This window comes from Streptomyces sp. NPDC054047 (assembly GCF_055585065.1).
Genome location: NZ_JBVJKV010000021.1, coordinates 53,883 through 72,854, shown reverse-complemented (window position 1 = coordinate 72,854; position 18,972 = coordinate 53,883). Strand labels below are relative to the sequence as shown.

General features: G+C 69.9%; 18 protein-coding genes and 1 rRNA gene. 16 read left to right on the top strand and 3 right to left on the bottom strand.

Annotation, left to right across the window (positions count from 1 at the left end; genetic code table 11):
- The 10 genes from rrf to ACZ6ZP_RS42835 form a co-directional block, all read left to right on the top strand.
- Positions 1-75: ribosomal RNA gene (gene rrf, locus ACZ6ZP_RS42880) — 5S ribosomal RNA — on the top strand; the annotation flags it as partial.
- 91 nt (positions 76-166) lie between these two features.
- Positions 167-811 carry an HAD family hydrolase gene (locus tag ACZ6ZP_RS42875; RefSeq protein ID WP_469410556.1) on the top strand — a complete coding sequence of 215 codons (645 nt, stop codon included), beginning with the start codon at positions 167-169 and terminating at the stop codon, positions 809-811.
- A gap of 146 nt (positions 812-957) precedes the next feature.
- Positions 958-1,662 carry a VC0807 family protein gene (locus tag ACZ6ZP_RS42870; RefSeq protein WP_469410555.1) on the top strand — a complete coding sequence of 235 codons (705 nt, stop codon included), beginning with the start codon at positions 958-960 and terminating at the stop codon, positions 1,660-1,662.
- Between the two features lie 110 nt (positions 1,663-1,772).
- On the top strand, positions 1,773-2,990 hold the full coding sequence (locus ACZ6ZP_RS42865; protein ID WP_351173336.1) for an MFS transporter: 1,218 nt from the start codon (positions 1,773-1,775) through the stop codon (positions 2,988-2,990).
- Positions 2,941-4,116 carry an acetoin utilization protein AcuC gene (locus tag ACZ6ZP_RS42860; protein ID WP_469410554.1) on the top strand — a complete coding sequence of 392 codons (1,176 nt, stop codon included), beginning with the start codon at positions 2,941-2,943 and terminating at the stop codon, positions 4,114-4,116. Before ACZ6ZP_RS42865 ends, ACZ6ZP_RS42860 begins: the two co-directional genes overlap by 50 nt.
- A gap of 152 nt (positions 4,117-4,268) precedes the next feature.
- Positions 4,269-5,084 carry a phosphatase gene (locus tag ACZ6ZP_RS42855; RefSeq protein ID WP_351173342.1) on the top strand — a complete coding sequence of 272 codons (816 nt, stop codon included), beginning with the start codon at positions 4,269-4,271 and terminating at the stop codon, positions 5,082-5,084.
- 132 nt (positions 5,085-5,216) lie between these two features.
- Positions 5,217-5,426: a helix-turn-helix domain-containing protein gene (locus ACZ6ZP_RS42850; RefSeq protein ID WP_157869005.1), complete on the top strand. Its 210-nt coding sequence runs from the start codon at positions 5,217-5,219 to the stop codon at positions 5,424-5,426.
- Positions 5,427-5,552: 126 nt separating this feature from the next.
- On the top strand, positions 5,553-5,651 hold the full coding sequence (locus ACZ6ZP_RS42845; RefSeq protein WP_003948845.1) for a 30S ribosomal protein bS22: 99 nt from the start codon (positions 5,553-5,555) through the stop codon (positions 5,649-5,651).
- Positions 5,652-6,089: 438 nt separating this feature from the next.
- Positions 6,090-7,136, top strand: a complete 1,047-nt coding sequence (locus ACZ6ZP_RS42840) for an NAD-dependent epimerase/dehydratase family protein (protein WP_351173346.1) — start codon at positions 6,090-6,092, stop codon at positions 7,134-7,136.
- 14 nt (positions 7,137-7,150) lie between these two features.
- Positions 7,151-8,242, top strand: coding sequence for a lysophospholipid acyltransferase family protein (locus tag ACZ6ZP_RS42835; RefSeq protein WP_399979974.1), 1,092 nt, complete (start codon positions 7,151-7,153; stop codon positions 8,240-8,242).
- Positions 8,243-8,367: 125 nt separating this feature from the next.
- Here the strand turns inward: ACZ6ZP_RS42835 and ACZ6ZP_RS42830 are convergent, their stop codons facing one another.
- The 3 genes from ACZ6ZP_RS42830 to ACZ6ZP_RS42820 all read right to left on the bottom strand — a co-directional run bounded on the left by ACZ6ZP_RS42830 (position 8,368) and on the right by ACZ6ZP_RS42820 (position 11,951).
- Complete coding sequence (locus tag ACZ6ZP_RS42830) at positions 8,368-9,606, bottom strand: DUF5667 domain-containing protein (protein WP_366462544.1); 1,239 nt, start codon at positions 9,604-9,606, stop codon at positions 8,368-8,370.
- Positions 9,607-9,904: 298 nt separating this feature from the next.
- On the bottom strand, positions 9,905-10,696 hold the full coding sequence (locus ACZ6ZP_RS42825) for an ECF subfamily RNA polymerase sigma factor, BldN family (protein ID WP_351173355.1): 792 nt from the start codon (positions 10,694-10,696) through the stop codon (positions 9,905-9,907).
- A 301-nt stretch (positions 10,697-10,997) separates the two neighbouring features.
- On the bottom strand, positions 10,998-11,951 hold the full coding sequence (locus ACZ6ZP_RS42820; protein ID WP_351173358.1) for an HAD family hydrolase: 954 nt from the start codon (positions 11,949-11,951) through the stop codon (positions 10,998-11,000).
- A 125-nt stretch (positions 11,952-12,076) separates the two neighbouring features.
- On the opposite strand from ACZ6ZP_RS42820, the gene ACZ6ZP_RS42815 reads away from it, so the two are divergent.
- The 6 genes from ACZ6ZP_RS42815 (at position 12,077) to hemB (ending at position 18,890) form a co-directional block, all read left to right on the top strand.
- The gene (locus tag ACZ6ZP_RS42815; protein WP_351173361.1) at positions 12,077-12,355 is read left to right on the top strand and encodes a glutaredoxin family protein; all 279 of its coding nucleotides are present in this window, start codon (positions 12,077-12,079) and stop codon (positions 12,353-12,355) included.
- A 304-nt stretch (positions 12,356-12,659) separates the two neighbouring features.
- A complete protein-coding gene (locus tag ACZ6ZP_RS42810) occupies positions 12,660-13,415 on the top strand; it encodes a redox-sensing transcriptional repressor Rex (protein WP_351173364.1) in 756 nt (251 codons plus the stop codon).
- Complete coding sequence (locus ACZ6ZP_RS42805; protein WP_351173367.1) at positions 13,412-15,148, top strand: glutamyl-tRNA reductase; 1,737 nt, start codon at positions 13,412-13,414, stop codon at positions 15,146-15,148. The genes ACZ6ZP_RS42810 and ACZ6ZP_RS42805 overlap by 4 nt, the downstream gene beginning before the upstream one ends.
- On the top strand, positions 15,145-16,104 hold the full coding sequence (hemC, locus tag ACZ6ZP_RS42800; protein WP_351173370.1) for a hydroxymethylbilane synthase: 960 nt from the start codon (positions 15,145-15,147) through the stop codon (positions 16,102-16,104). Before ACZ6ZP_RS42805 ends, hemC begins: the two co-directional genes overlap by 4 nt.
- Entirely contained in the window at positions 16,101-17,759 is a 1,659-nt protein-coding gene (locus ACZ6ZP_RS42795; protein WP_351173373.1) for a bifunctional uroporphyrinogen-III C-methyltransferase/uroporphyrinogen-III synthase, read from the top strand. The genes hemC and ACZ6ZP_RS42795 overlap by 4 nt, the downstream gene beginning before the upstream one ends.
- Before the next feature lie 141 nt (positions 17,760-17,900).
- Positions 17,901-18,890, top strand: a complete 990-nt coding sequence (hemB, locus tag ACZ6ZP_RS42790; RefSeq protein ID WP_399979988.1) for a porphobilinogen synthase — start codon at positions 17,901-17,903, stop codon at positions 18,888-18,890.
- Positions 18,891-18,972 lie beyond the last annotated feature (82 nt).

Genomic DNA, 18,972 nt, shown 5'->3' with positions numbered 1-18,972 from the left:
AACCCGGAAGCTAAGCCTCACAGCGCCGATGGTACTGCAGGGGGGACCCTGTGGGAGAGTAGGACGCCGCCGAACTATTATTAACGGGAAACCCCGCACCTCTGGTGCGGGGGTTTTCTGCGTTCCAGGCCCCCTAGAGGGCCTTTTCTGCGTTTAGGGTCGAACTATGCGATACGACTTGGTCATCTTCGACAATGACGGCGTCCTCGTGGACAGCGAGCCGCTCTCCAACACCATCCTTGCCGCTTATCTGACCGAGCTCGGGCACCCCACCACGTATGAGGACTCCCTGCGTGACTACATGGGGGCCGCCGTTCATCGCGTACACGATCTTGTTCTTGACCGCAGTGGGCAGCGGTTGCCCGAGGATTTTGACGTGACCTTCCATGCCCGTGTCTTCGCCGCCTTCGAGCGGGAGCTCGAGCCTGTGGCGGGGGCCGTCGACGTACTGGAGAAGCTGGTTGCCGGCGGGGTGCCCTACTGCCTTGCCTCGTCCGGGAGCCATGAGCGGATTCGGGTGGGGCATCGGCGTACCGGGCTGGATCGGTGGTTCGGTGACGAGCGGATCTTCAGTTCCGAGGATGTGGGGCGCGGGAAGCCGGCGCCGGATCTCTTTCTGTACGCCGCCGAGCGCATGGGAGTGGCGCCCGAGAAGTGTGTGGTGGTCGAGGACAGTCCGCTGGGGGTGCGGGCAGCCGTGGCGGCGGGGATGGATGTGTACGGGTTCACCGCCATGACGCCCGCCGAGCGGCTTGCGGGGGCAACTCAACTCTTCGGGGACATGAAGGAGTTGGCTGAGCTGCTCGTATGACGCGGGCCGGGGGTTCGGGCTGACATTTGTCATCGCCAGGTCCGGACGATCGTTTCTGTCGGCCGATGGGGGGCTGCGGCGAAGCTGAGTGCGTCGGGAACGAACGGGACGTACCCAGTGACAGTGACGACGGAGGACCGATCGCCATGAGCCAGCTCGCCGCCGCAGCCCCACCCCCGGCCCCAGCCACGGACACGGCCACCGCGCGACAGTCGCGCTGGGAGTCGCTGAAGCCGCTCGTGCTGGATGCCGTCGTGCCCACGGCCTCGTACTACCTGCTCAGCAAGGGCTTTGGGATGAGTACGCTCGCGGCGCTCGCCTGGAGCAGTGTGGTGCCCGCCGGGCGGACGCTGTGGGGTGTGGTCAGGGAGCGTCGGGTCAATGGGTTCGCGGCGCTCGTCCTGGCCGCCGGCCTCGTCGGGCTGCTGCTCAGTCTCCTCGCCGGAGATCCGCGGCTGATGCTCGCCAAGGACAGTGGCATCACCGCGACGATCGGCATCGCCGTGCTGGTGTCCGTGGCCGCCGGACGGCCGCTGATGACCGCGGCGCTCAAGCCCTGGGTGACCAAGGGGGACCCGGTGCGTACCGCCGTGTGGGAGCGGCTGGTCGCCGAGCGGGGGGAGTTCGCGCGGAGGGAGCGGCTGTTCTCGGTGATGTGGGGTGCGGCGCTGTTCGGCGAGGCCCTGGTGCGGGTCGTGGGGGCCTACACGCTGCCCGTCGACACCATGGTGTGGCTCGGCGGGGTGATCGCCGGTGTCACCATCACGGCGACGGTGATGGCCAGCGGGCCCCTGGTCGTCGACCCGATGGAGAAGAAGGTGAGCGAGGAGGTCGCCGCGCTCGGGCGGTGACGGTGGGGCGCCTCGCCTCGTAGGGGAGGGCGTCTCGCGGGGGAGGCGTGGGGAATTGGGTGAGTGATCTATCTACCCACCGGTAGTCAGGGGTCCTACGCTCTGCAGCCATGACAGTTGAGCTGCGGCGCGGCAGGGCCTCTTTGGCGTTCAGCTTCCTGGTGCAGGGCGTCACCTTCGCGTTGCTGGTGACACGGATCCCCGCCATCCAGGATCGGTACGGGATATCCGACGGCCTGCTGCCGGTCTTCCTCGCCGCCGTGCCGATCCTCGCGGGGGTCGGCAGCGTGGGCACGGAGTGGCTGGTCAAGAGGGTGCCGCCGAGCCGTGTGCTGCGGTGGGCGCAGCCCGTGGTGCTCCTGGCGCTGCTCGGGGTCGGCGCGGGGGACGCCCTGTGGCAAGTGGCCGTGGCGCTGGGGGCGTTCGGGCTCTCGGTGGGGGCGCTCGACGCGTCCATGAACATGCTCGGGGTGAGCCTCCAGCGGGCGTACGGGCGCAGCATCATGCTGGGATTTCACGCCGCGTACAGCCTGGGCGGGATCGCGGGGGCGTCGATGGCGTGGGCGGGGGCGCACTGGGACCTGTCGCTCTTCGTCTCGTATCTGCCGGTGGTCGTGGTGCTGTTGCCGGCGGCGCTGGTGGGGAGCCGGTGGTACGTCGACGCCGATGGCGGTAGTGGCACGGGTGCCGCAGGTCAGGGGCAGGGCGGGCCCGTCGTCTTCAAGCTGCTTCTGCCGCTCTGCCTGGTGATGACCTTCGCGTACATCGGGGATTCGACCGTCTCCAACTGGAGCGCGAAGTATCTGCAGGACGTGCTGGGCAGTTCGGAGGAGGTCTCGACCGTCCCCTACAACGTCTACATGGTCATGACCCTGTTGGGGCGGGGGCTCGGGGACCTGGGCGTGCGGCGGTTCGGGGCCGTGGCGGTGGTGCGGGCCGGGTCGGTGGTGGCCGCTCTCGGGTTCGCGATCGTGGCGGTGGCGCCCGGGGCGTGGACCGGGATTCTGGGCTTCACGGTGCTCGGGCTCGGGCTGTGCGTGATCGTTCCGCAGACCTTCGCCGCGGCGGGGCGGCTCTTTCCCGGGGCATCGGATGCGGCTGTGGCGCGGCTCAACGTCTTCAACTACGTGGGGTTCCTGATCGGTTCGCCGCTGGTGGGGGCGCTCGGGGATGCCTGGAACTACCGCGGGGCGATGCTCGTTCCCATGGTGTTGGTGCTCGTGACCTTGTTGTACGCCCGGTCCTTCGCCCCTGGACCGGACAGATACGGTGACGGGCATGAGCGGCCGCGCACAGCTGATGTGGGACGAGGCAGTAACGGGCTATGACTTCGGTCCTGAGCACCCCATGGACCCGGTCAGGCTCGCGCTGACCAGAAGCCTGGTCGGTGCCTTCGGGCTCGACCGTGAGATGGATGTGGTCGCGGCCAAGCGTGCCGGTGACTCGACGCTGCGGCTCGTGCATCGCGAGGACTATGTGGACGCGGTCAAGGCCGCGTCCGCCGATCCGGCGTCGGCGAACGGCAGCTATGGCCTCGGCACCCCGGACGATCCCGCCTTCGCGGGGATGCACGAGGTGTCGGCGCTGATCGCCGGGCAGTCGGTGGGCGCCGCCGAGGCGGTGTGGCGCGGGGAAGCGGTGCATGCCGTGAACTTCGCGGGCGGGCTGCACCATGCGATGCCGGGGTCCGCCTCGGGGTTCTGTATCTACAACGACGCCTCGCTGGCCATCGCGCGGCTGCTGGAGCTGGGCGCCGAGCGGGTCGCGTACGTGGACGTGGACGTGCACCACGGGGACGGGGTGCAGGCGTCCTTCTGGGACGATCCGCGGGTCCTGACGATCTCGATGCACGAGCATCCGCGGACGCTGTTCCCGCAGACCGGGTGGCCCGAGGAGACGGGTGCGAACTCCGTGGCGGAGGGGTCGGCGGTCAATGTCGCGCTGCCGGCGGGCACGGGGGACGCGGGGTGGGTGCGGGCGTTCCACGCCGTGGTGCCCGAGCTGTTGGCGGAGTTCCGGCCGCAGGTCCTTGTGACGCAGCACGGGGCCGATACGCACTTCGACGATCCGTTGGCGCATCTGGCCGTGTCGCTCGACGCGCAGCGGGCCGTGCAGGTGGCCTGCCACGAGTTGGCGCACACGTACGCCGACGGGCGCTGGGTCGCTCTCGGTGGCGGTGGGTACGCCGTGGTGGACGTGGTGCCTCGGTCCTGGACCCACTTGGTGGGGATCGCCGCGGGGCGGGAGGTCGCGCCTTCCGAGACGATTCCCGAGGCCTGGCGGCAGGAAGTCTTCGCGCGGACCCGGCAGTTGGCGCCCGCCCGGATGACGGACGGGCGGTGGCCCGTCTCCTGGGCGGAGTGGGCCGAGGGGTACGACCCCGCGGATCGGCTCGACCAGGCGGTGCTCGCCGCTCGCCGGGCGGCGTTTCCGCTGCGGGGGTTGTTGGCGTAGGGCGCGAAGCTGGGCTCCGCCCCAGGCCGCCCCAGGCCGCGGCGGGCAGTGGGGGACGCGGGGAGCGTTGAGCGTACGGCTTGTTAGCCCAACTGTGGGGGTTTTTCGGGGTTTTAGGGGTATGGGGAGGGTTCCTGCGGGACGCTCGCTGCGTGTTGAGCACCGGAGCGTTGCGTGCGCATCTGTTGGCTGCCCGGCTGGCCGGGCCCGTGGCGACCACTCGGGAAGAGAGCCTGCGGAGCTATCGGCTCTTCGCGGCCCGGGACCCGCGGATACTGCTGGGGCTCGATCCCGAGTGGAATTGGGGTCCCGGCGACCTCCTGGGGCTGATGGCGGACAAGTGCGGGGTCTCCGCCGACCCGCGGCACACCTCGGGGGTCGATGTCATCGACCCGGAGCGGACGTTGGCCGCGCTCGACGCCTTCGCCGAGAGGCTCGCGGACGCCGCGCGAAGGGAGCTTCCCGTGCTCCTCGGGACGGGCCATCCGCACCGACTCCTCGGCTTCTACGCCGCGCTGGCGGACGCTTTGTCGGCGGCCGGGTGCACCGTCCTCACCCCCGCGCAGGGCAGCAGTGTCGACATAACGACCCGGTTCGGCCTACGCACGTACAACCTTGACTACGTACAAGGAGTCGCGCTGGTGCGGGAACCCGGCGCGCGTCCCACCGGGAGTGAGACCGGCGCACACAGCCACTCCCCGCTCCCGGTTCGAGCCGCTCTCGCGGCCGCGGCGGAGGCCGAAGGACCGCTTCCCGAGCTCGTCATCGGGGACCACGGATGGGTCTGCGGGGCAGGTCAGCTGGGGTTTGAGGCGATCGGTCTGGCGGATACGGACGATCCCGCGCTGTTCGTCGGAGAGGCCGAGGGGCAGGTGTCCGTCGTCGTTCCGCTTGATGACGCTGTGCGGTCTGATTACTACCGACCGCTTACTCGCTATGTACTCAATCGAGCGTGTCTGTCACAGTAGGCGGCCGATCGCTACTCCTCTTCCCCACTCGCATCATCCGCCCCTAGTCTGGGGAGTGAGCGCGCAGAGACGAAGAGTCACCGGAAGGGGAAGCCGGTGCCCGTCATGTGCGGAAGGTTCAGGTGGGGTGTCATGGCTGCAGACCAGAGGCCGCTGAACGAGGTTCAGTTCTTGACCGTGGCGGAAGTCGCCTCGGTGATGCGAGTGTCCAAGATGACCGTGTACCGCTTGGTGCACAGCGGTCATCTGCCCGCCATCCGGGTCGGAAGGTCATTCCGAGTACCGGAGCAGGCGGTTCACGAGTACCTCCGCGAGTCCTATGTAGGAGTCGAGGCGGGCTGACCGGAGCCGGTCGATCCCCCTCGATTACGTCCCTCACCCGGGGGCGGGTAGGCTAGGGCCGACGTAGGTCGTGTGGGCCCAGTCAGCTGCCCCGCACCGAGTGATGAGAAGTGAGCGAGGGTAGTCGTGGGCTCTGTTATCAAGAAGCGGCGTAAGCGGATGGCCAAGAAGAAGCACCGCAAGCTGCTGAAGCGCACCCGCGTTCAGCGTCGCAACAAGAAGTAAGCGACAGCTGTACAGCGCGCCCCGAAGCCCTCCCGCCATCCGGCGGGGGGGCTTCGGCGTCTTTCCGGGGTCCCCAAGGGGTCTCGGAGGATCTCGGAGGGGTCTCGCAGGGGACCTCCCCAGGGTTTTCCCAGGGGCGTCCGGCGTTTTCCCGGCGTCGTCCGGGGCACTCGCCGGGGCGTCTTCCGGCCGGTTTTCGCGCTTCGCCGGACCGCCTGGGGGCTTGTTTCGAACGTACGTCCTGGGCAGGATGTGCGTCCCGATCCGATGTACGTCCTGGTCTGGGCGTAGAGCCTGGTTCGTGCGCTCGTATGTGGCTGTCGTCACTTCCTGCATCGGGCGGTCATCACAGCGCAACATCGACCCGCTAGCGTGTGCCGGGAGAGACATGATGGGGCGCGGCAGGACTTCGAGGGCTGGGGAAGGCAGGCGCTGATCTTGGGCAAGGTCGTGCTCGTGACCGGGGTGGCCCGACAACTGGGCGGGCGGTTCGTCCGACGCGTCCTGAGGGACCCCGAGGTCGACCGGGTGGTCGCCGTGGACGCGGTCCCGCCCGTGCACCATCTGGGCGGCGCCGACTTCGTCCAGGCCGACATCCGGCAGCCCGCGATCGCCAAGGTGCTCGCCGAGTTCTCCGTCGACACGGTCGTGCACATGGACGTCACGGGCACGGCGCTGGCCGGCGGCAACCGCGGCTCGCTCAAGGAAACCAACGTCATCGGCACCATGCAGCTGCTCGGCGCCTGCCAGAAGTCGCCGACGGTCAAGCGGCTCGTGGTGAAGTCGAGCACCAATGTGTACGGCTCCGCGCCGCGCGACCCCGCGGTCTTCACCGAGACGACGCCGCCGAAGTCGCTGCCCAGCGGCGGCTTCGCCAAGGACACCGTCGAGGTCGAGGGCTACGTACGCGGCTTCGCGCGCCGCCGCCCCGACGTGGCGGTCTGCGTGCTGCGCTTCGCGAACATCCTGGGCCCCGCCGCGGACTCCCCGCTCGCCGAGTACTTCTCGCTGCCGGTCCTGCCGACCGTCTTCGGCTACGACCCGCGGCTGCAGTTCGTGCACGAGGACGACGCGATCGAGGTCCTGCGCCTGGGGGCGCACGACCCGGTGCGCGGGACGCTCAACAGCGGCACGTTCAACATCGCGGGCGACGGCCTGCTGCTGCTCTCGCAGTGCTCGCGGCGCCTGGGGCGCCCGACGCTGCCGGTGTTCATGCCCGCGGTCACCTGGGTCGGCCAGGCGCTGCGCACCCTGGGCATGACGGACTTCTCGCCCGAGCAGATCAGGCTGCTCACCCACGGCCGGGTCGTGGCCACCCGGCAGATGCGCGAGACACTGGGCTTCAGCCCCAAGTACACGACCGCGGAGACCTTCGCGGACTTCGTACGCAGTCGGGGTCCGGGACTTGTGCCGCCGCAGGCCGTCGCGGGGGCCATCGACCGGATCGCCACGCTGCCCTTCGCGGGCAACCAGAGCGCCAACTGAGGAGAGCGTCAACGATGGCGGACGCCAAGGTCATTCCGTTCGACGACGACCGGTCGCGCGCGGGTGCGCAGCGCCCGTCGCGGCGCAGGGGCGCGGGCGCGGCCCGGCGCAAGAACGATCCGGCAGCCGTGCGTGAGGTCACGGCCATGCCGGGCCAGCAGGACGGGGAGCCGCAGGTGGAGAGGGCCGAGCCGGAGCCTTCGCGACAGGGGGCTCCCGGGCCGGAGGCAAGGACCGGGGGCGAATCCGAGCCGCGGGGCGGTGGCGGTGGCCTGGAGCGGCGTATCGCGGGTGGTCTGGCGTTTCTGCGCCGGCGGCTCACGGGTGACTACGAGGTCGACGACTTCGGTTACGACGAGGAGCTCACCGACCAGGTCCTGATGTCCCTGCTGCGGCCGCTGTACGACAAGTACTTCCGCGTCGAGGTGAAGGGCATCGAGAACATCCCGTCGGACGGCGGGGCGCTGATCGTCGCCAACCACTCAGGGACGCTGCCGCTCGACGGCCTGATGATGCAGGTCGCCGTGCACGACAACCACCCCGAGGGTCGCCATCTGCGGCTGCTCGCGGCGGACCTCGTCTTCATGCTGCCGGTGGTCAACGAACTGGCGCGCAAGGCGGGGCACACGCTGGCGTGCGCCGAGGACGCCGAGCGGCTGCTCGAGCGGGGTGAGCTGGTCGGGGTGATGCCGGAGGGCTTCAAGGGCATCGGGAAGCCGTTCAGCGACCGCTACAAGTTGCAGCGGTTCGGCCGGGGCGGGTTCGTCTCCACCGCGTTGCGGGCGGGGACGCCGATCGTGCCCTGCTCGATCGTGGGGGCGGAGGAGATCTACCCGATGATCGGCAACGCGAAGACGCTGGCGCGGGTGCTCGGCTTCCCCTACTTCCCGATCACGCCTACGTTCCCTTGGCTCGGCCCGCTGGGGGCGGTGCCGCTGCCGACGAAGTGGACGATCCAGTTCGGAGAGCCGATTCCCACGGACGGATATCCGCCGGAGGCGGCCGAGGACCCGATGCTGATGTTCAACCTGACGGATCAGGTCCGGGAGCAGATTCAGCACACGCTGTACAAGCTGCTGGTGCAGCGGCGGTCCGTGTTCTTCTGAGTTCTCTCACGACACGCGTTTGCTGTGACACGCGCTTCCTGTGACCTGAGGGAAGGGCGACCTGAGGGGTGACATGAGGGAGGGGCCAGATCCTCAGGATCTGGCCCCTCCCTCATGTCATGCCGCTACCTCACGTCCTCCTCGTCGATCCCCAGGCCGGGCAGCAGCCCCGGCAGGATCGGAGGCACCGTGACGTCCGGCTTGGCCGACGGGGACTGCTTGTCGGACGAATCGCCGTCCGAGGGGCTGCTCGGGGTCGTGTCGGACTTCGGGGGGTCCAGGAGGCCGCCCGTGTTGCCGCCCAGCAGGCCGTCGTCCTCGTCCTTGTCCGGTGCCGACGGACGGGGCTCGCCCTTGTCGGCGCTCGAGCCGTCCCGCGGGGACGAATCGGGGGCCGAAGGGCTGTCCGGTGCCGACGAGTCGGAGGAGCCGCCCTGGCTCGGCGGGCCGGGGGCGTCGCTCTTGTCCGGGGTGCGGGGGAGGAGGGAGCGGAGGGGGTCCACTTCCTGGTCCATCGCGTCGAAGACCGAGCTCACCTGCTCGCCCACGTCACCGAGCTGGACGGGCAGCCTGCTCTGCAGGTCGCTCCAGCTCCTGCGGTGCGACTCGGTGAAGGCGGACAGGGTCTGGATGTGGCCGATCGAGCCGTCCCTCTCGTACGCCTGGTGCAGAAGGCGGTGGCCTTCCGTGGCGTCGTGCCGCATGCCCGAGAGGGCTCGCCTGACCTCGCCGAGGGATTCGTGGTCGAGGTCGCCGGAGCGGCCCCGCTCCATCAGCCGACGGGCTTCGTTCAGGCGCGTCGACGCGTGGTCGAGATAGACCCCGCCCTTGTCGCTGTCGCCGTCGGCCATGCCGAGCTTGAGGTCCTCCATGCCGCGCTTCAGGCCGTACAGCGAATCGCCGGGCAGCGCGTCGGAGCTGGCCGCGGCCACTCCGCTGAACGCACCGGCGGCGACGCCGACGGTGAGCCCGCCCGCGGCGATGCCCTTCGACAGCCTGGAGCGTGGCTTCAGTTTGCGCAGTCCCGTGGCCCTGTGGGCACCCTTGCGGGACCGCTGTTCGGGCACCGAGGTGCCGATGGTCCCACCGCCCGCGGCCGTGCCCTCAAGGAGCATGGCCTCCATGGCAGCTACGAGCTGGGCCCGCTGGACCACTTTGACCTCGGGATCCAGCTCCGGCTTCGGCAGCTCGCCGAGGCCGGTAGCGAGGGTCAACATCCGGTCCGGGGCCGTCTGTTCGGACGGCACGGATTCGGGTGTGACGGAACCTTCGGTCTGCTCGGCCGCCGGGCCCTGGTCGGATTGCTCCTCCAGGGCCTGGGCGAAGGCGTTCGCCCGCCGGTGTGCCGATACGTTCGCGATCACTGGCGGCACCTCCTCTCGTCATGACGGTCGACTCCCCAGGGGGTCCTGAGGGTTGCAACATCTGAGCACTTCCACACGATCGAGTGATCGAGTGGGGTGTCCCCTGCTCAATATGAGCTCGGGGAAAGTCAGGGAGCAACCACAGGGAGCCTGCATCCCGCACAACGAGCGTCGCGGCACTTGGGTTACGGACGGAGGATGATCGGACCGCTCAATTTCCGTGGCGGCCATCTGGCCGCCACGGAGGGTCAGTTGAACGCTCCGCACGGCTACAGAGGGCTATCGGTGGCGCGCGGCGCTAGCGCGCGTCGTCCGGCAGGAGCCGGGCCAGCGTACGGACCGCGCGGTACTGGAGGGTCTTGATCGCGCCCTCGTTCTTGCCCATCACCCGAGCGGTCTCGGCGACCGAGAGTCCCTGCAGGAAGCGCAGGGTCACGCACTCCTGCTGCTGGGGGTTGAGGCGGCGCACGGCGTCGAGCAGTGCGGCGTTGGAGAGGGACTCCAGGACGGAGTCCTCGGGGCTGCGCTCGACCTCGTTGGCGTCGAGCATTTCGCCGGTGGTCACTTCGAGGCGGAAACGGCTCGATTTGAAGTGGTCGGCGACCAGGTTGCGGGCGATCGTGACAAGCCAGGCGCCGAAGTCGCGGCCCTGCCAGGTGAACGTGCTGATGCGGCGCAGGGCGCGCAGAAAGGTCTCGCTGGTCAGGTCCTCGGCGGTCGCTTTGCCGCCGACGCGGTAGTAGATGTAGCGGTAGACCGTGTCGCTGTACTGGTCGTAGAGACGGCCGAAGGCGTCGGACTCGCCCGCCTGGGCGCGTTCGACGAGGTCCATCATGCGGGCGCTGTCGCTGTCCGCGGCGGGACGGCGGGGGGTGGGGGTTGAGGTGGCGGCAGAGGCGGAACGGGCCCGTCTGCTGACCGCCGCGCCGCTGTCCGCCAGGGCATAGACGGGCCCGGCGGGTGTGGGGACGGCAAATGCGGGGACGGCGGGGCCGGCGTACGCGGTGGGGACGAAGCCGCGCAAGCGGTCGGCGACCGTTGCGCGCAGCGTAGCCAGGCCCGAGGCGTCAACCCCGACGTGTGGGTACACGGGACTCCCAGAGGCAGAGCTTCCATCACGTGCAGTGCGGAACCGTTCACCCGTCGTAGCGACGTGTGGGGTCCGTAATGCGTCTGAGGAGAATAACGCTTCGTACAGGCGGCACTACACCCAGTTGCTCAAATCACCGATTACGTCGCTTCTGTAACCGGTCTATGCCCGTTCAAGTAGCGCACTGTGACCGGTTGTTGATCGAAACAGGTCACATTCCGTCTAAGCGCGGGGCGTGTTGTGGCCGAGTGCTACCAACGTGACTGGCGAGAGCCCGGGCGGGGTAGGACCGAGAGAATGTTCAGTGGCGGCGGCGGTGCAGGGCGATCGCCGCGGCCGTGCCGCCCGCGATGGCTCCGACGCCCGCGGCGGCCGGGATGCCGACCTTGGCGGCCTTGCGGCCGGTGCGGTAGTCCCGCAGGCGCCAGTCCCGTTCGCGTGCGTGCTTGCGCAGTTTGGCGTCGGGATTGATCGCGTACGGATGCCCGACGAGCGAAAGCATCGGGATGTCGTTGTGCGAATCGCTGTACGCGGCGCAGCGGGCCAGCTCCAGGCCCTCCGCGGAGGCCAGTGCGCGGACCGCCTCGGCCTTCGCGGGGCCGTGCAGGGGTTCGCCGACGAGCTTTCCCGTATAGACGCCGTCCATGGACTCGGCGACCGTGCCGAGCGCGCCGGTCAGGCCCAGGCGGCGGGCGATGATCGTCGCCGTCTCCACCGGGGCGGCCGTGACCAGCCACACCTTCTGGCCCGCGTCGAGGTGGGCCTGGGCCAGGGCGCGCGTGCCGGGCCAGATGCGCTCGGCCATGTACTCGTCGTAGATCTCCTCGCCGATGGACATCAGCTCGGCGACCCGGTGGCCCTTGACGATGGACAGGGCGCTGTCGCGGGCGTCCTGCATGTGCTCGGGGTCCTCGACGCCGGCCAGTCTGAACCACGCCTGCTGCCAGGCGAATCGGGCCAGCTCCTGGCGCTCGAAGAACTTCCGCTTGTAGAGGCCGCGGCCGAAGTGGAAGATCGCGGCGCCCTGCATCACGGTGTTGTCGAGGTCGAAGAAGGCGGCGGCCTTGTCGTCGCCGAAGACCGGGAACTCCGGCTCCTCCGGCTCCTCGGGCGCCGTGGCGAGGGCCGCGGCGTCGTCGAGTGCCTCCATCTCCTGGGAGGTCTTGCGCGCTGCCTCAGCCGAGGCCTCGCCTGCCAACACGCTCCGCGCGGTGGCGGAGCGCCTACGGGGGGTGAGCCATCCGAGAGCGGCCATGTCGTGAGCATAGCTAGTTCGTTCGGTCGTTCCGGAGTCGGCAGGATTCGGCGCTGTGAACTCTCCGCGACCGCACCGTTAAACGGACGGGCCGCGCGGCGCGTCGGCGGGGCGAGAATGGTGTCATGAGCCCGATTTTTCGCCGTACGGAGAAGAAGAAGCCCCAGGACCGGACGGTCACCTTGATCGGTAAGCCCGGCTGTCATTTGTGCGATGACGCACAGCTGGTGATCGAGAAGGTCTGCGGCGAGCTGGGAGTCGCATGGGAGAAGAAGGACATCACGCAGGACGAAGAGCTCAACCGGGCCTACTGGGAACAGATTCCGGTGGTCCTGGTGGACGGTGAACAGCACACCTTCTGGCGGGTGAGTGAAGATCGACTGCGCCGCGAGCTCGCTCCGTAATCCTGATCGTCACTGACCGACGAGTCCAAACAGCCCGAATGGTCCCTTAGGATCGTGGGCGGTTTGGTCTCGGGGGCGATGATCGTGAGGAGAGTGTGCGGTTTTGCCCCCATCAAGTGAGCATCGCAGCCTCATGTGCGCCGGTTCTCGGAACGTGCGCCAGGGGCGCGTGACCCCGGTCACGTTGGCCGGGCAAATCGGACACCATCTTTGTGCACGCGTTCACAAAGACATAGCCTGCTTTCGACGGGGCGGTCTGGGGACGTGTGACCGCCTGCAGCCCCGCTCTACCCGCAGGAGCACCGTGGCAACTGGCCGAACTCACCGACCGGCGACCCGCAGCCGAGGGATTCCCGAGGCCACCGTCGCCAGGCTTCCGCTGTACCTCCGAGCCCTCACCGCACTGTCGGAGCGCTCGGTGCCCACGGTCTCCTCCGAGGAGCTCGCGGCCGCCGCGGGGGTCAACTCCGCGAAGCTGCGCAAGGACTTCTCCTACCTCGGTTCCTACGGGACGCGCGGTGTGGGCTACGACGTCGAGTACCTCGTCTACCAGATCTCACGCGAACTCGGTCTGACCCAGGACTGGCCCGTCGTGATCGTCGGCATCGGTAACCTCGGCGCCGCGCTCGCCAATTACGGCGGGTTCGCCTCGCGCGGCTTCCGGGTCGCCGCGCTGATCGACGCCGACCCGGCGATGGCGGGCACCCCCGTCGCGGGGATGCCGGTGCAGCACACGGACGACCTCGAGAAGATCATCAGCGACAACGGCGTCTCCATCGGCGTCATCTCGACCCCGGCGGGCGCCGCCCAGCAGGTCTGCGAGCGGCTCGTCGCCGCCGGTGTGACCTCGATCCTGAACTTCGCGCCCACCGTTCTCTCCGTGCCCGACGGCGTCGACGTACGCAAGGTGGACCTCTCCATCGAGCTGCAGATCCTCGCCTTCCACGAGCAGCGCAAGGCCGGCGAGGAAGCGGCGGCCGACGGCGCCGTGCCGCCCGTCGCCGCCAAGCAGCAGCGCAAAGGACCCGACGGGGACGTCCCCGCCGTGATGCCGGCATGAGTCTCCTCGTCGTGGGGCTGAGCCATCGCAGCGCGCCGGTGAGCGTGCTCGAGCGGGCCGCCCTTGCCGCCGACGCCCAGGCCAAGCTCCTTCAGGACACGCTGGCCGCCGAGCCCGCCGCCGAAGCGGCCGTGCTCGCCACCTGCAACCGCATCGAGCTGTACGCCGACGTGGACAAGTTCCACGCGGGCGTCGCCGAGCTCTCCACCCTGCTCGCCCAGCACAGCGGCGTGGGCCTCGAAGAGCTCACCCCTTATCTGTACGTCCACTACGAGGACCGAGCCGTCCACCACCTGTTCTCGGTGGCCTGCGGCCTGGACTCGATGGTCGTCGGCGAGGGGCAGATCCTCGGCCAGATCAAGGACGCCCTGGCGCGCTCCCAGGAGCTGCACACCGCCGGGCGCCTGCTCAACGACCTCTTCCAGCAGGCCCTGCGGGTCGGCAAGCGCGCGCACTCGGAGACCGGAATCGACCGGGCCGGGCAGTCGCTCGTGACCTTCGGCCTCGAACAGCTCGCCGGGCGCGAGCCGGTCGAGGCGTGGGCCAAGGGCAAGCGCGCCCTGGTCATCGGCGCGGGCTCCATGTCCTCGCTCGCCGCGGCGACGCTCGCGCGCGCCGGGGTCGACGAGGTCGTCGTCGCCAACCGCACCCTCGACCGGGCGCACCGCCTGGCCGAGATCCTCGCCGAGGGCGGCACGGGCACCATCGCGCGCGCCGTGCCGATGGACCAGGTGGCGGCCGAACTGACACGTGCAGACGTCGCCGTCTCCTGTACCGGCGCCACCGGCCTCGTGCTGACCGCCGAGGCCGTCGCGGCCGGAGTCGCCGACCGTACGGGCGCGCCCGTCGCGGTGGGCGCGCCCCTCGGACCCACGACTTCGGCCCCCTCGGCTCCGCACGGCGGCACCACCGACACCGCCGCCGACGACGACGAGGCCTGCCCGCTCGGACTCTCCGGCGACGGGGCGGCCGTGCCCCGCGGGGTCGGGTTCTCCGTCATGGGCGAGGACGCCGTCGCCGGCATGGACGCCGCGACGCTGGAGCAGCACGCGGCCTGGGTGGACAACGCGCCCGCCGCGCGCCGCGACGACCCGCAGAACGAGGCCGACACCATCACCGCGCTCGCCGCGGCCGTCGCCGCCACCGGACGGGTGCCCGAGAACCGCCGCAGGCCCTCGCTCGTCGAGACGGGCAACGTCCTGCTCGCCCTGCTCGACCTGGCCATGCCCCGCGACATCGACGCGGCCGTGCACCGCATCGACGGCGTACGCCTCGTCGACATCGAGTCGCTCGCCGACGCGTCCGCCGACGCCCCGATGGCCGTCGACGTGGAGCAGGTCCGCGCGATCGTCTCCGACGAGGTCGCCGCCTTCGGCGCCGCGCAGCGGGCCGCGCACATCACGCCGACCGTGGTCGCCCTGCGCACCATGGCCGCCGACGTCGTCGCGAACGAGATCGCGCGGCTCGACGGACGGCTCCCCGGACTTCCGGAGAAGGAGCGCGCGGAGATCACCCAGACCGTCCGCCGCGTCGTCGACAAGCTGCTCCACGCACCCACCGTGCGGGTCAAGCAGCTGGCGAGCGAGCCCGGCGGCGCCGGGTACGCGGACGCGCTGCGCACCCTCTTCGACCTCGACCCGCAGACGGTCGCCGCCGTCAGCAGGGCCGACAAGATCAATGAACCCACCGATCAGAACGTTCAACAAACAGACCCGAAACGAGGCCGGGCATGACCGAGAGGGCACTCAGGCTCGGGACACGGCGCAGCAAGCTGGCCATGGCCCAGTCCGGGCAGGTGGCCGACACAGTGAGCCGGGTGACCGGCCGCCCCGTAGAGCTCGTGGAGATCACGACGTACGGCGATACGTCCCGCGAGAACCTGGCACAGATCGGCGGCACCGGCGTCTTCGTGACCGCCCTGCGTGACGCGCTGCTCGGCGGCGAGGTCGACTTCGCCGTCCACTCGCTGAAGGACCTGCCGACCGCACAGCCGGACGACCTGGCCCTGGCCGCGGTACCGCTGCGCGCGGACCCCCGTGACGTACTCATCGCGCGCGACGGGATGACCTTCACGGAGCTGCCCGCCGGTGCGCGCATCGGCACCGGGTCGCCGCGCCGCATGGCGCAGCTCAACGCCTACGCCCGCAACCACGGACTCGCCATAGAGACCGTGCCGATCCGCGGGAACATCGACACCCGCATCGGGTTCGTGCACAAGGGTGAGCTCGACGCCGTCGTGCTCGCCGCCGCCGGACTCCACCGCGTCGGCAGGATCGACGAGGTGACCGACTTCCTGTCGGTCGACACAGTTCTGCCCGCCCCCGGCCAGGGGGCACTGGCGATCGAATGTGCCGCGTCCAACGCGTCGCTGACCGCCGCGCTCGCCGAGCTCGACGACCCGTACACCCGGGCCGCCGTGACCGCCGAGCGATCCCTGCTCGCCGCCCTGGAAGCCGGTTGCAGCGCACCTGTGGGTGCGTTGGCCGACTTGCTGGCCGACGGGCAGATTGTCAAGGAAATGCGCCTGCGCGGCGTCGTCGGGGCAACCGACGGCTCGACGCTGGTGCAGCTGTCCACCACCGGTCCCGTGCCTGAGACGCATGACCAAGCCATGGCGCTCGGCCGCGAACTCGCTGCCGAGATGCTTGCCAAGGGCGCGGCCGGTCTGATGGGGGAGCGAGCACTTTGAGCCCCACCTCGAACCTTGCCGGCCTTCCCGCACACGGGCACGTCACCTTCCTGGGTGCCGGACCCGGAGATCCGGGACTACTTACGCTGCGCGCCGTGGAGGCGCTGGCCCGAGCGGACGTGCTGATCGCCGAGCCGGATGTGCTCGACGTCGTTCGCGCGCATGCCAGGGGAGGTGTGGACACACCTCAGCCAGGGACGGTTGACGATGCGTCAGCGATCGCCGAAGCGTCGGCGTTGCGAGCCGCCACCAATCTTGTCATGGAGGCGGCACGCGGCGGCAGGCGGGTCGTGCGTGCCGTCAGCGGCGACGTCGGCCTCGACACCTACGCGGCCGACGAGATGCTCGCCTGCGCCGCCGAGGGCATCTCCTTCGAAGTCGTGCCCGGCATCGCCGCGGCGGTCGGTGTACCCGCCTACGCGGGTGTTCCGCTGCGCGACGCGCAGGGCACGGACGTGCGTTTCGTCGACGCGCGCACCGCCTCCGACCGCTGCTGGAGCGAGGTGGGGGCGTCCGACGGGACCCTGGTCGTGTCGACCTCCCTGGACTCCGTGGCCGCGGCCGCCGGTGAACTGGTGTCGTCCGGCCGCAAGCCGGACACCCCGATGACGGTGACGATCGCCGGTACGACGACGCGTCAGCGCACGTGGCAGGCGACCCTGGGCACCATCGCCCAGGTCCTCAAGCAGGCGAAGGTGCTGCCCTCGCCCGACGGAGGCCAGCCCGTCATAGCCGTGGTCGGTGAGCGGTCCGCCGCCGCCCAGCGCGACCAGCTGTCGTGGTTCGAGTCGAAGCCGCTCTTCGGGTGGCGGGTGCTCGTCCCGCGTACGAAGGAGCAGGCGGCCTCGCTCTCCGACCAGCTGCGGTCCTACGGAGCGGTGCCGCACGAGGTGCCCACCATCGCCGTGGAGCCGCCCCGCACGCCCCAGCAGATGGAGCGCGCGGTCAAGGGGCTCGTCACCGGTCGCTACGAGTGGATCGCCTTCACCAGCGTGAACGCCGTCAAGGCCGTGCGCGAGAAGTTCGAGGAGTACGGGCTCGACGCCCGTGCCTTCGCCGGGATCAAGGTCGCGGCGGTGGGCGAGCAGACCGCCGCGGCGCTCGTCGCCTTCGGCGTGAAGCCCGACCTGGTGCCCAGCGGCGAGCAGTCGGCCGCGGGTCTCCTGGAGGACTGGCCGCCGTACGACCCGGTCTTCGACCCGATCGACCGCGTCTTCCTGCCGCGGGCCGACATCGCCACGGAGACGCTGGTCGCCGGGCTCATCGATCTCGGGTGGGAGGTCGACGACGTCACCGCCTACCGGACGGTGCGCGCGTCGCCGCCCCCGGCGGACACGCGTGAGGCGATCAAGGGCGGCGGCTTCGACGCCGTGCTCTTCACGTCTTCCTCGACCGTGCGCAACCTCGTCGGCATCGCCGGCAAGCCGCACAACGTGACCGTCATCGCGTGCATCGGCCCCGCCACCGCCAAGACCGCGGAGGAGCACGGGCTCCGGGTCGACGTGATGGCTCCGGAGCCTTCCGTCCACAAGCTGGCCGAGGCGCTCGCCGAGTTCGGCACGAGACGTCGCACGGCCGCGCTCGATGCGGGGGACCCCGTCACCAGGCCCAGCGAGCGGCGGCCCGGTTCGCGAAGGCGGCGTACGGCGCCCTGACGTCCAGGCGTACCGTTGATCACCGGCTTCGCCGAGTTCGTCCTCCAACGCCGGACAGGCTGGATATCCAGCCTGTCCGGCGTTCGGGGTTGGGGCTGGGGCGGGCCGGAGAGCCAAACACAGCGTGAGGTGAGAGAGACAGTGACCACGTACGGATCCTTCCCCGGGGCCAGGCCCCGCCGGCTGCGCACCACGCCCGCCATGCGCCGCATGGTCGCCGAGACGCGGCTGCACCCGGCCGACCTGATCCTGCCCGCGTTCGTGCGCGAGGGGATCAGTGCCCCGGTGGAGATCGGCGCCATGCCCGGCGTCGTCCAGCACACCCGCGACAGCCTGAAGAAGGCCGCCGTCGAGGCCATGGAGGCCGGGGTCTCCGGGATCATGCTCTTCGGGGTGCCGGAGGAGTCGAAGAAGGACGCCGCCGGGACCGTCGGCACCGATCCGGACGGGATTCTCCAGGTCGCCCTGCGCGACGTGCGCGCCGAGGTCGGCGACGACCTCATCGTCATGTCCGACCTGTGCCTGGACGAGTTCACCGACCACGGTCACTGCGGTGTCCTCGACGCCGAAGGGCGCGTCGACAACGACGCCACCCTGGAGCGGTACGCCGAGATGGCGCAGGTCCAGGCCGACGCGGGCGCCCACGTGGTGGGCCCGAGCGGCATGATGGACGGTCAGATCGGCGTGGTCCGGGACGCGTTGGACCAGGTCGGGCACGAGGACGTCTCCATCCTCGCCTACACCGTGAAGTACTCCTCCGCCTTCTTCGGCCCCTTCCGCGAGGCCGTCGGTTCGTCCCTGAAGGGCGACCGCAAGACCTACCAGCAGGACCCGGCCAACGCCCGTGAGTCCCTGCGCGAGCTGGCGCTCGACCTCGAAGAGGGCGCCGACATGGTGATGGTCAAGCCCGCGGGCCCCTACCTGGACATCCTGGCGAAGGTCGCCGACGCCGTCGACGTGCCGGTCGCCGCCTACCAGATCTCCGGTGAGTACTCGATGATCGAGGCCGCCGCCGAGCGCGGCTGGATCGACCGGGACAAGGCGATCATGGAGTCGCTCACCGGCATCAAGCGCGCGGGCGCCAACATGATCCTCACGTACTGGGCCACCGAGGTGGCGCGGCAGCTCTGAGGGAGCGCCAGCGGTCGACCGCTTGACCTCAAGTTTGGTTGAGGTCGCAGAGTGGTGTGCATCGACGTCCGGACGACGGACC

Coding starts and splice junctions, on each gene's coding strand:
- ACZ6ZP_RS42875 (WP_469410556.1), top strand. CDS start 167: ATGCGATACGACTTGGTCATCTTCGACAATGACGGCGTCCTCGTGGAC.
- ACZ6ZP_RS42870 (WP_469410555.1), top strand. CDS start 958: ATGAGCCAGCTCGCCGCCGCAGCCCCACCCCCGGCCCCAGCCACGGAC.
- ACZ6ZP_RS42865 (WP_351173336.1), top strand. CDS start 1,773: ATGACAGTTGAGCTGCGGCGCGGCAGGGCCTCTTTGGCGTTCAGCTTC.
- ACZ6ZP_RS42860 (WP_469410554.1), top strand. CDS start 2,941: ATGAGCGGCCGCGCACAGCTGATGTGGGACGAGGCAGTAACGGGCTAT.
- ACZ6ZP_RS42850 (WP_157869005.1), top strand. CDS start 5,217: ATGGCTGCAGACCAGAGGCCGCTGAACGAGGTTCAGTTCTTGACCGTG.
- ACZ6ZP_RS42835 (WP_399979974.1), top strand. CDS start 7,151: ATGGCGGACGCCAAGGTCATTCCGTTCGACGACGACCGGTCGCGCGCG.
- ACZ6ZP_RS42820 (WP_351173358.1), bottom strand. CDS start 11,951: ATGGCCGCTCTCGGATGGCTCACCCCCCGTAGGCGCTCCGCCACCGCG.
- ACZ6ZP_RS42815 (WP_351173361.1), top strand. CDS start 12,077: ATGAGCCCGATTTTTCGCCGTACGGAGAAGAAGAAGCCCCAGGACCGG.
- ACZ6ZP_RS42805 (WP_351173367.1), top strand. CDS start 13,412: ATGAGTCTCCTCGTCGTGGGGCTGAGCCATCGCAGCGCGCCGGTGAGC.
- hemC (WP_351173370.1), top strand. CDS start 15,145: ATGACCGAGAGGGCACTCAGGCTCGGGACACGGCGCAGCAAGCTGGCC.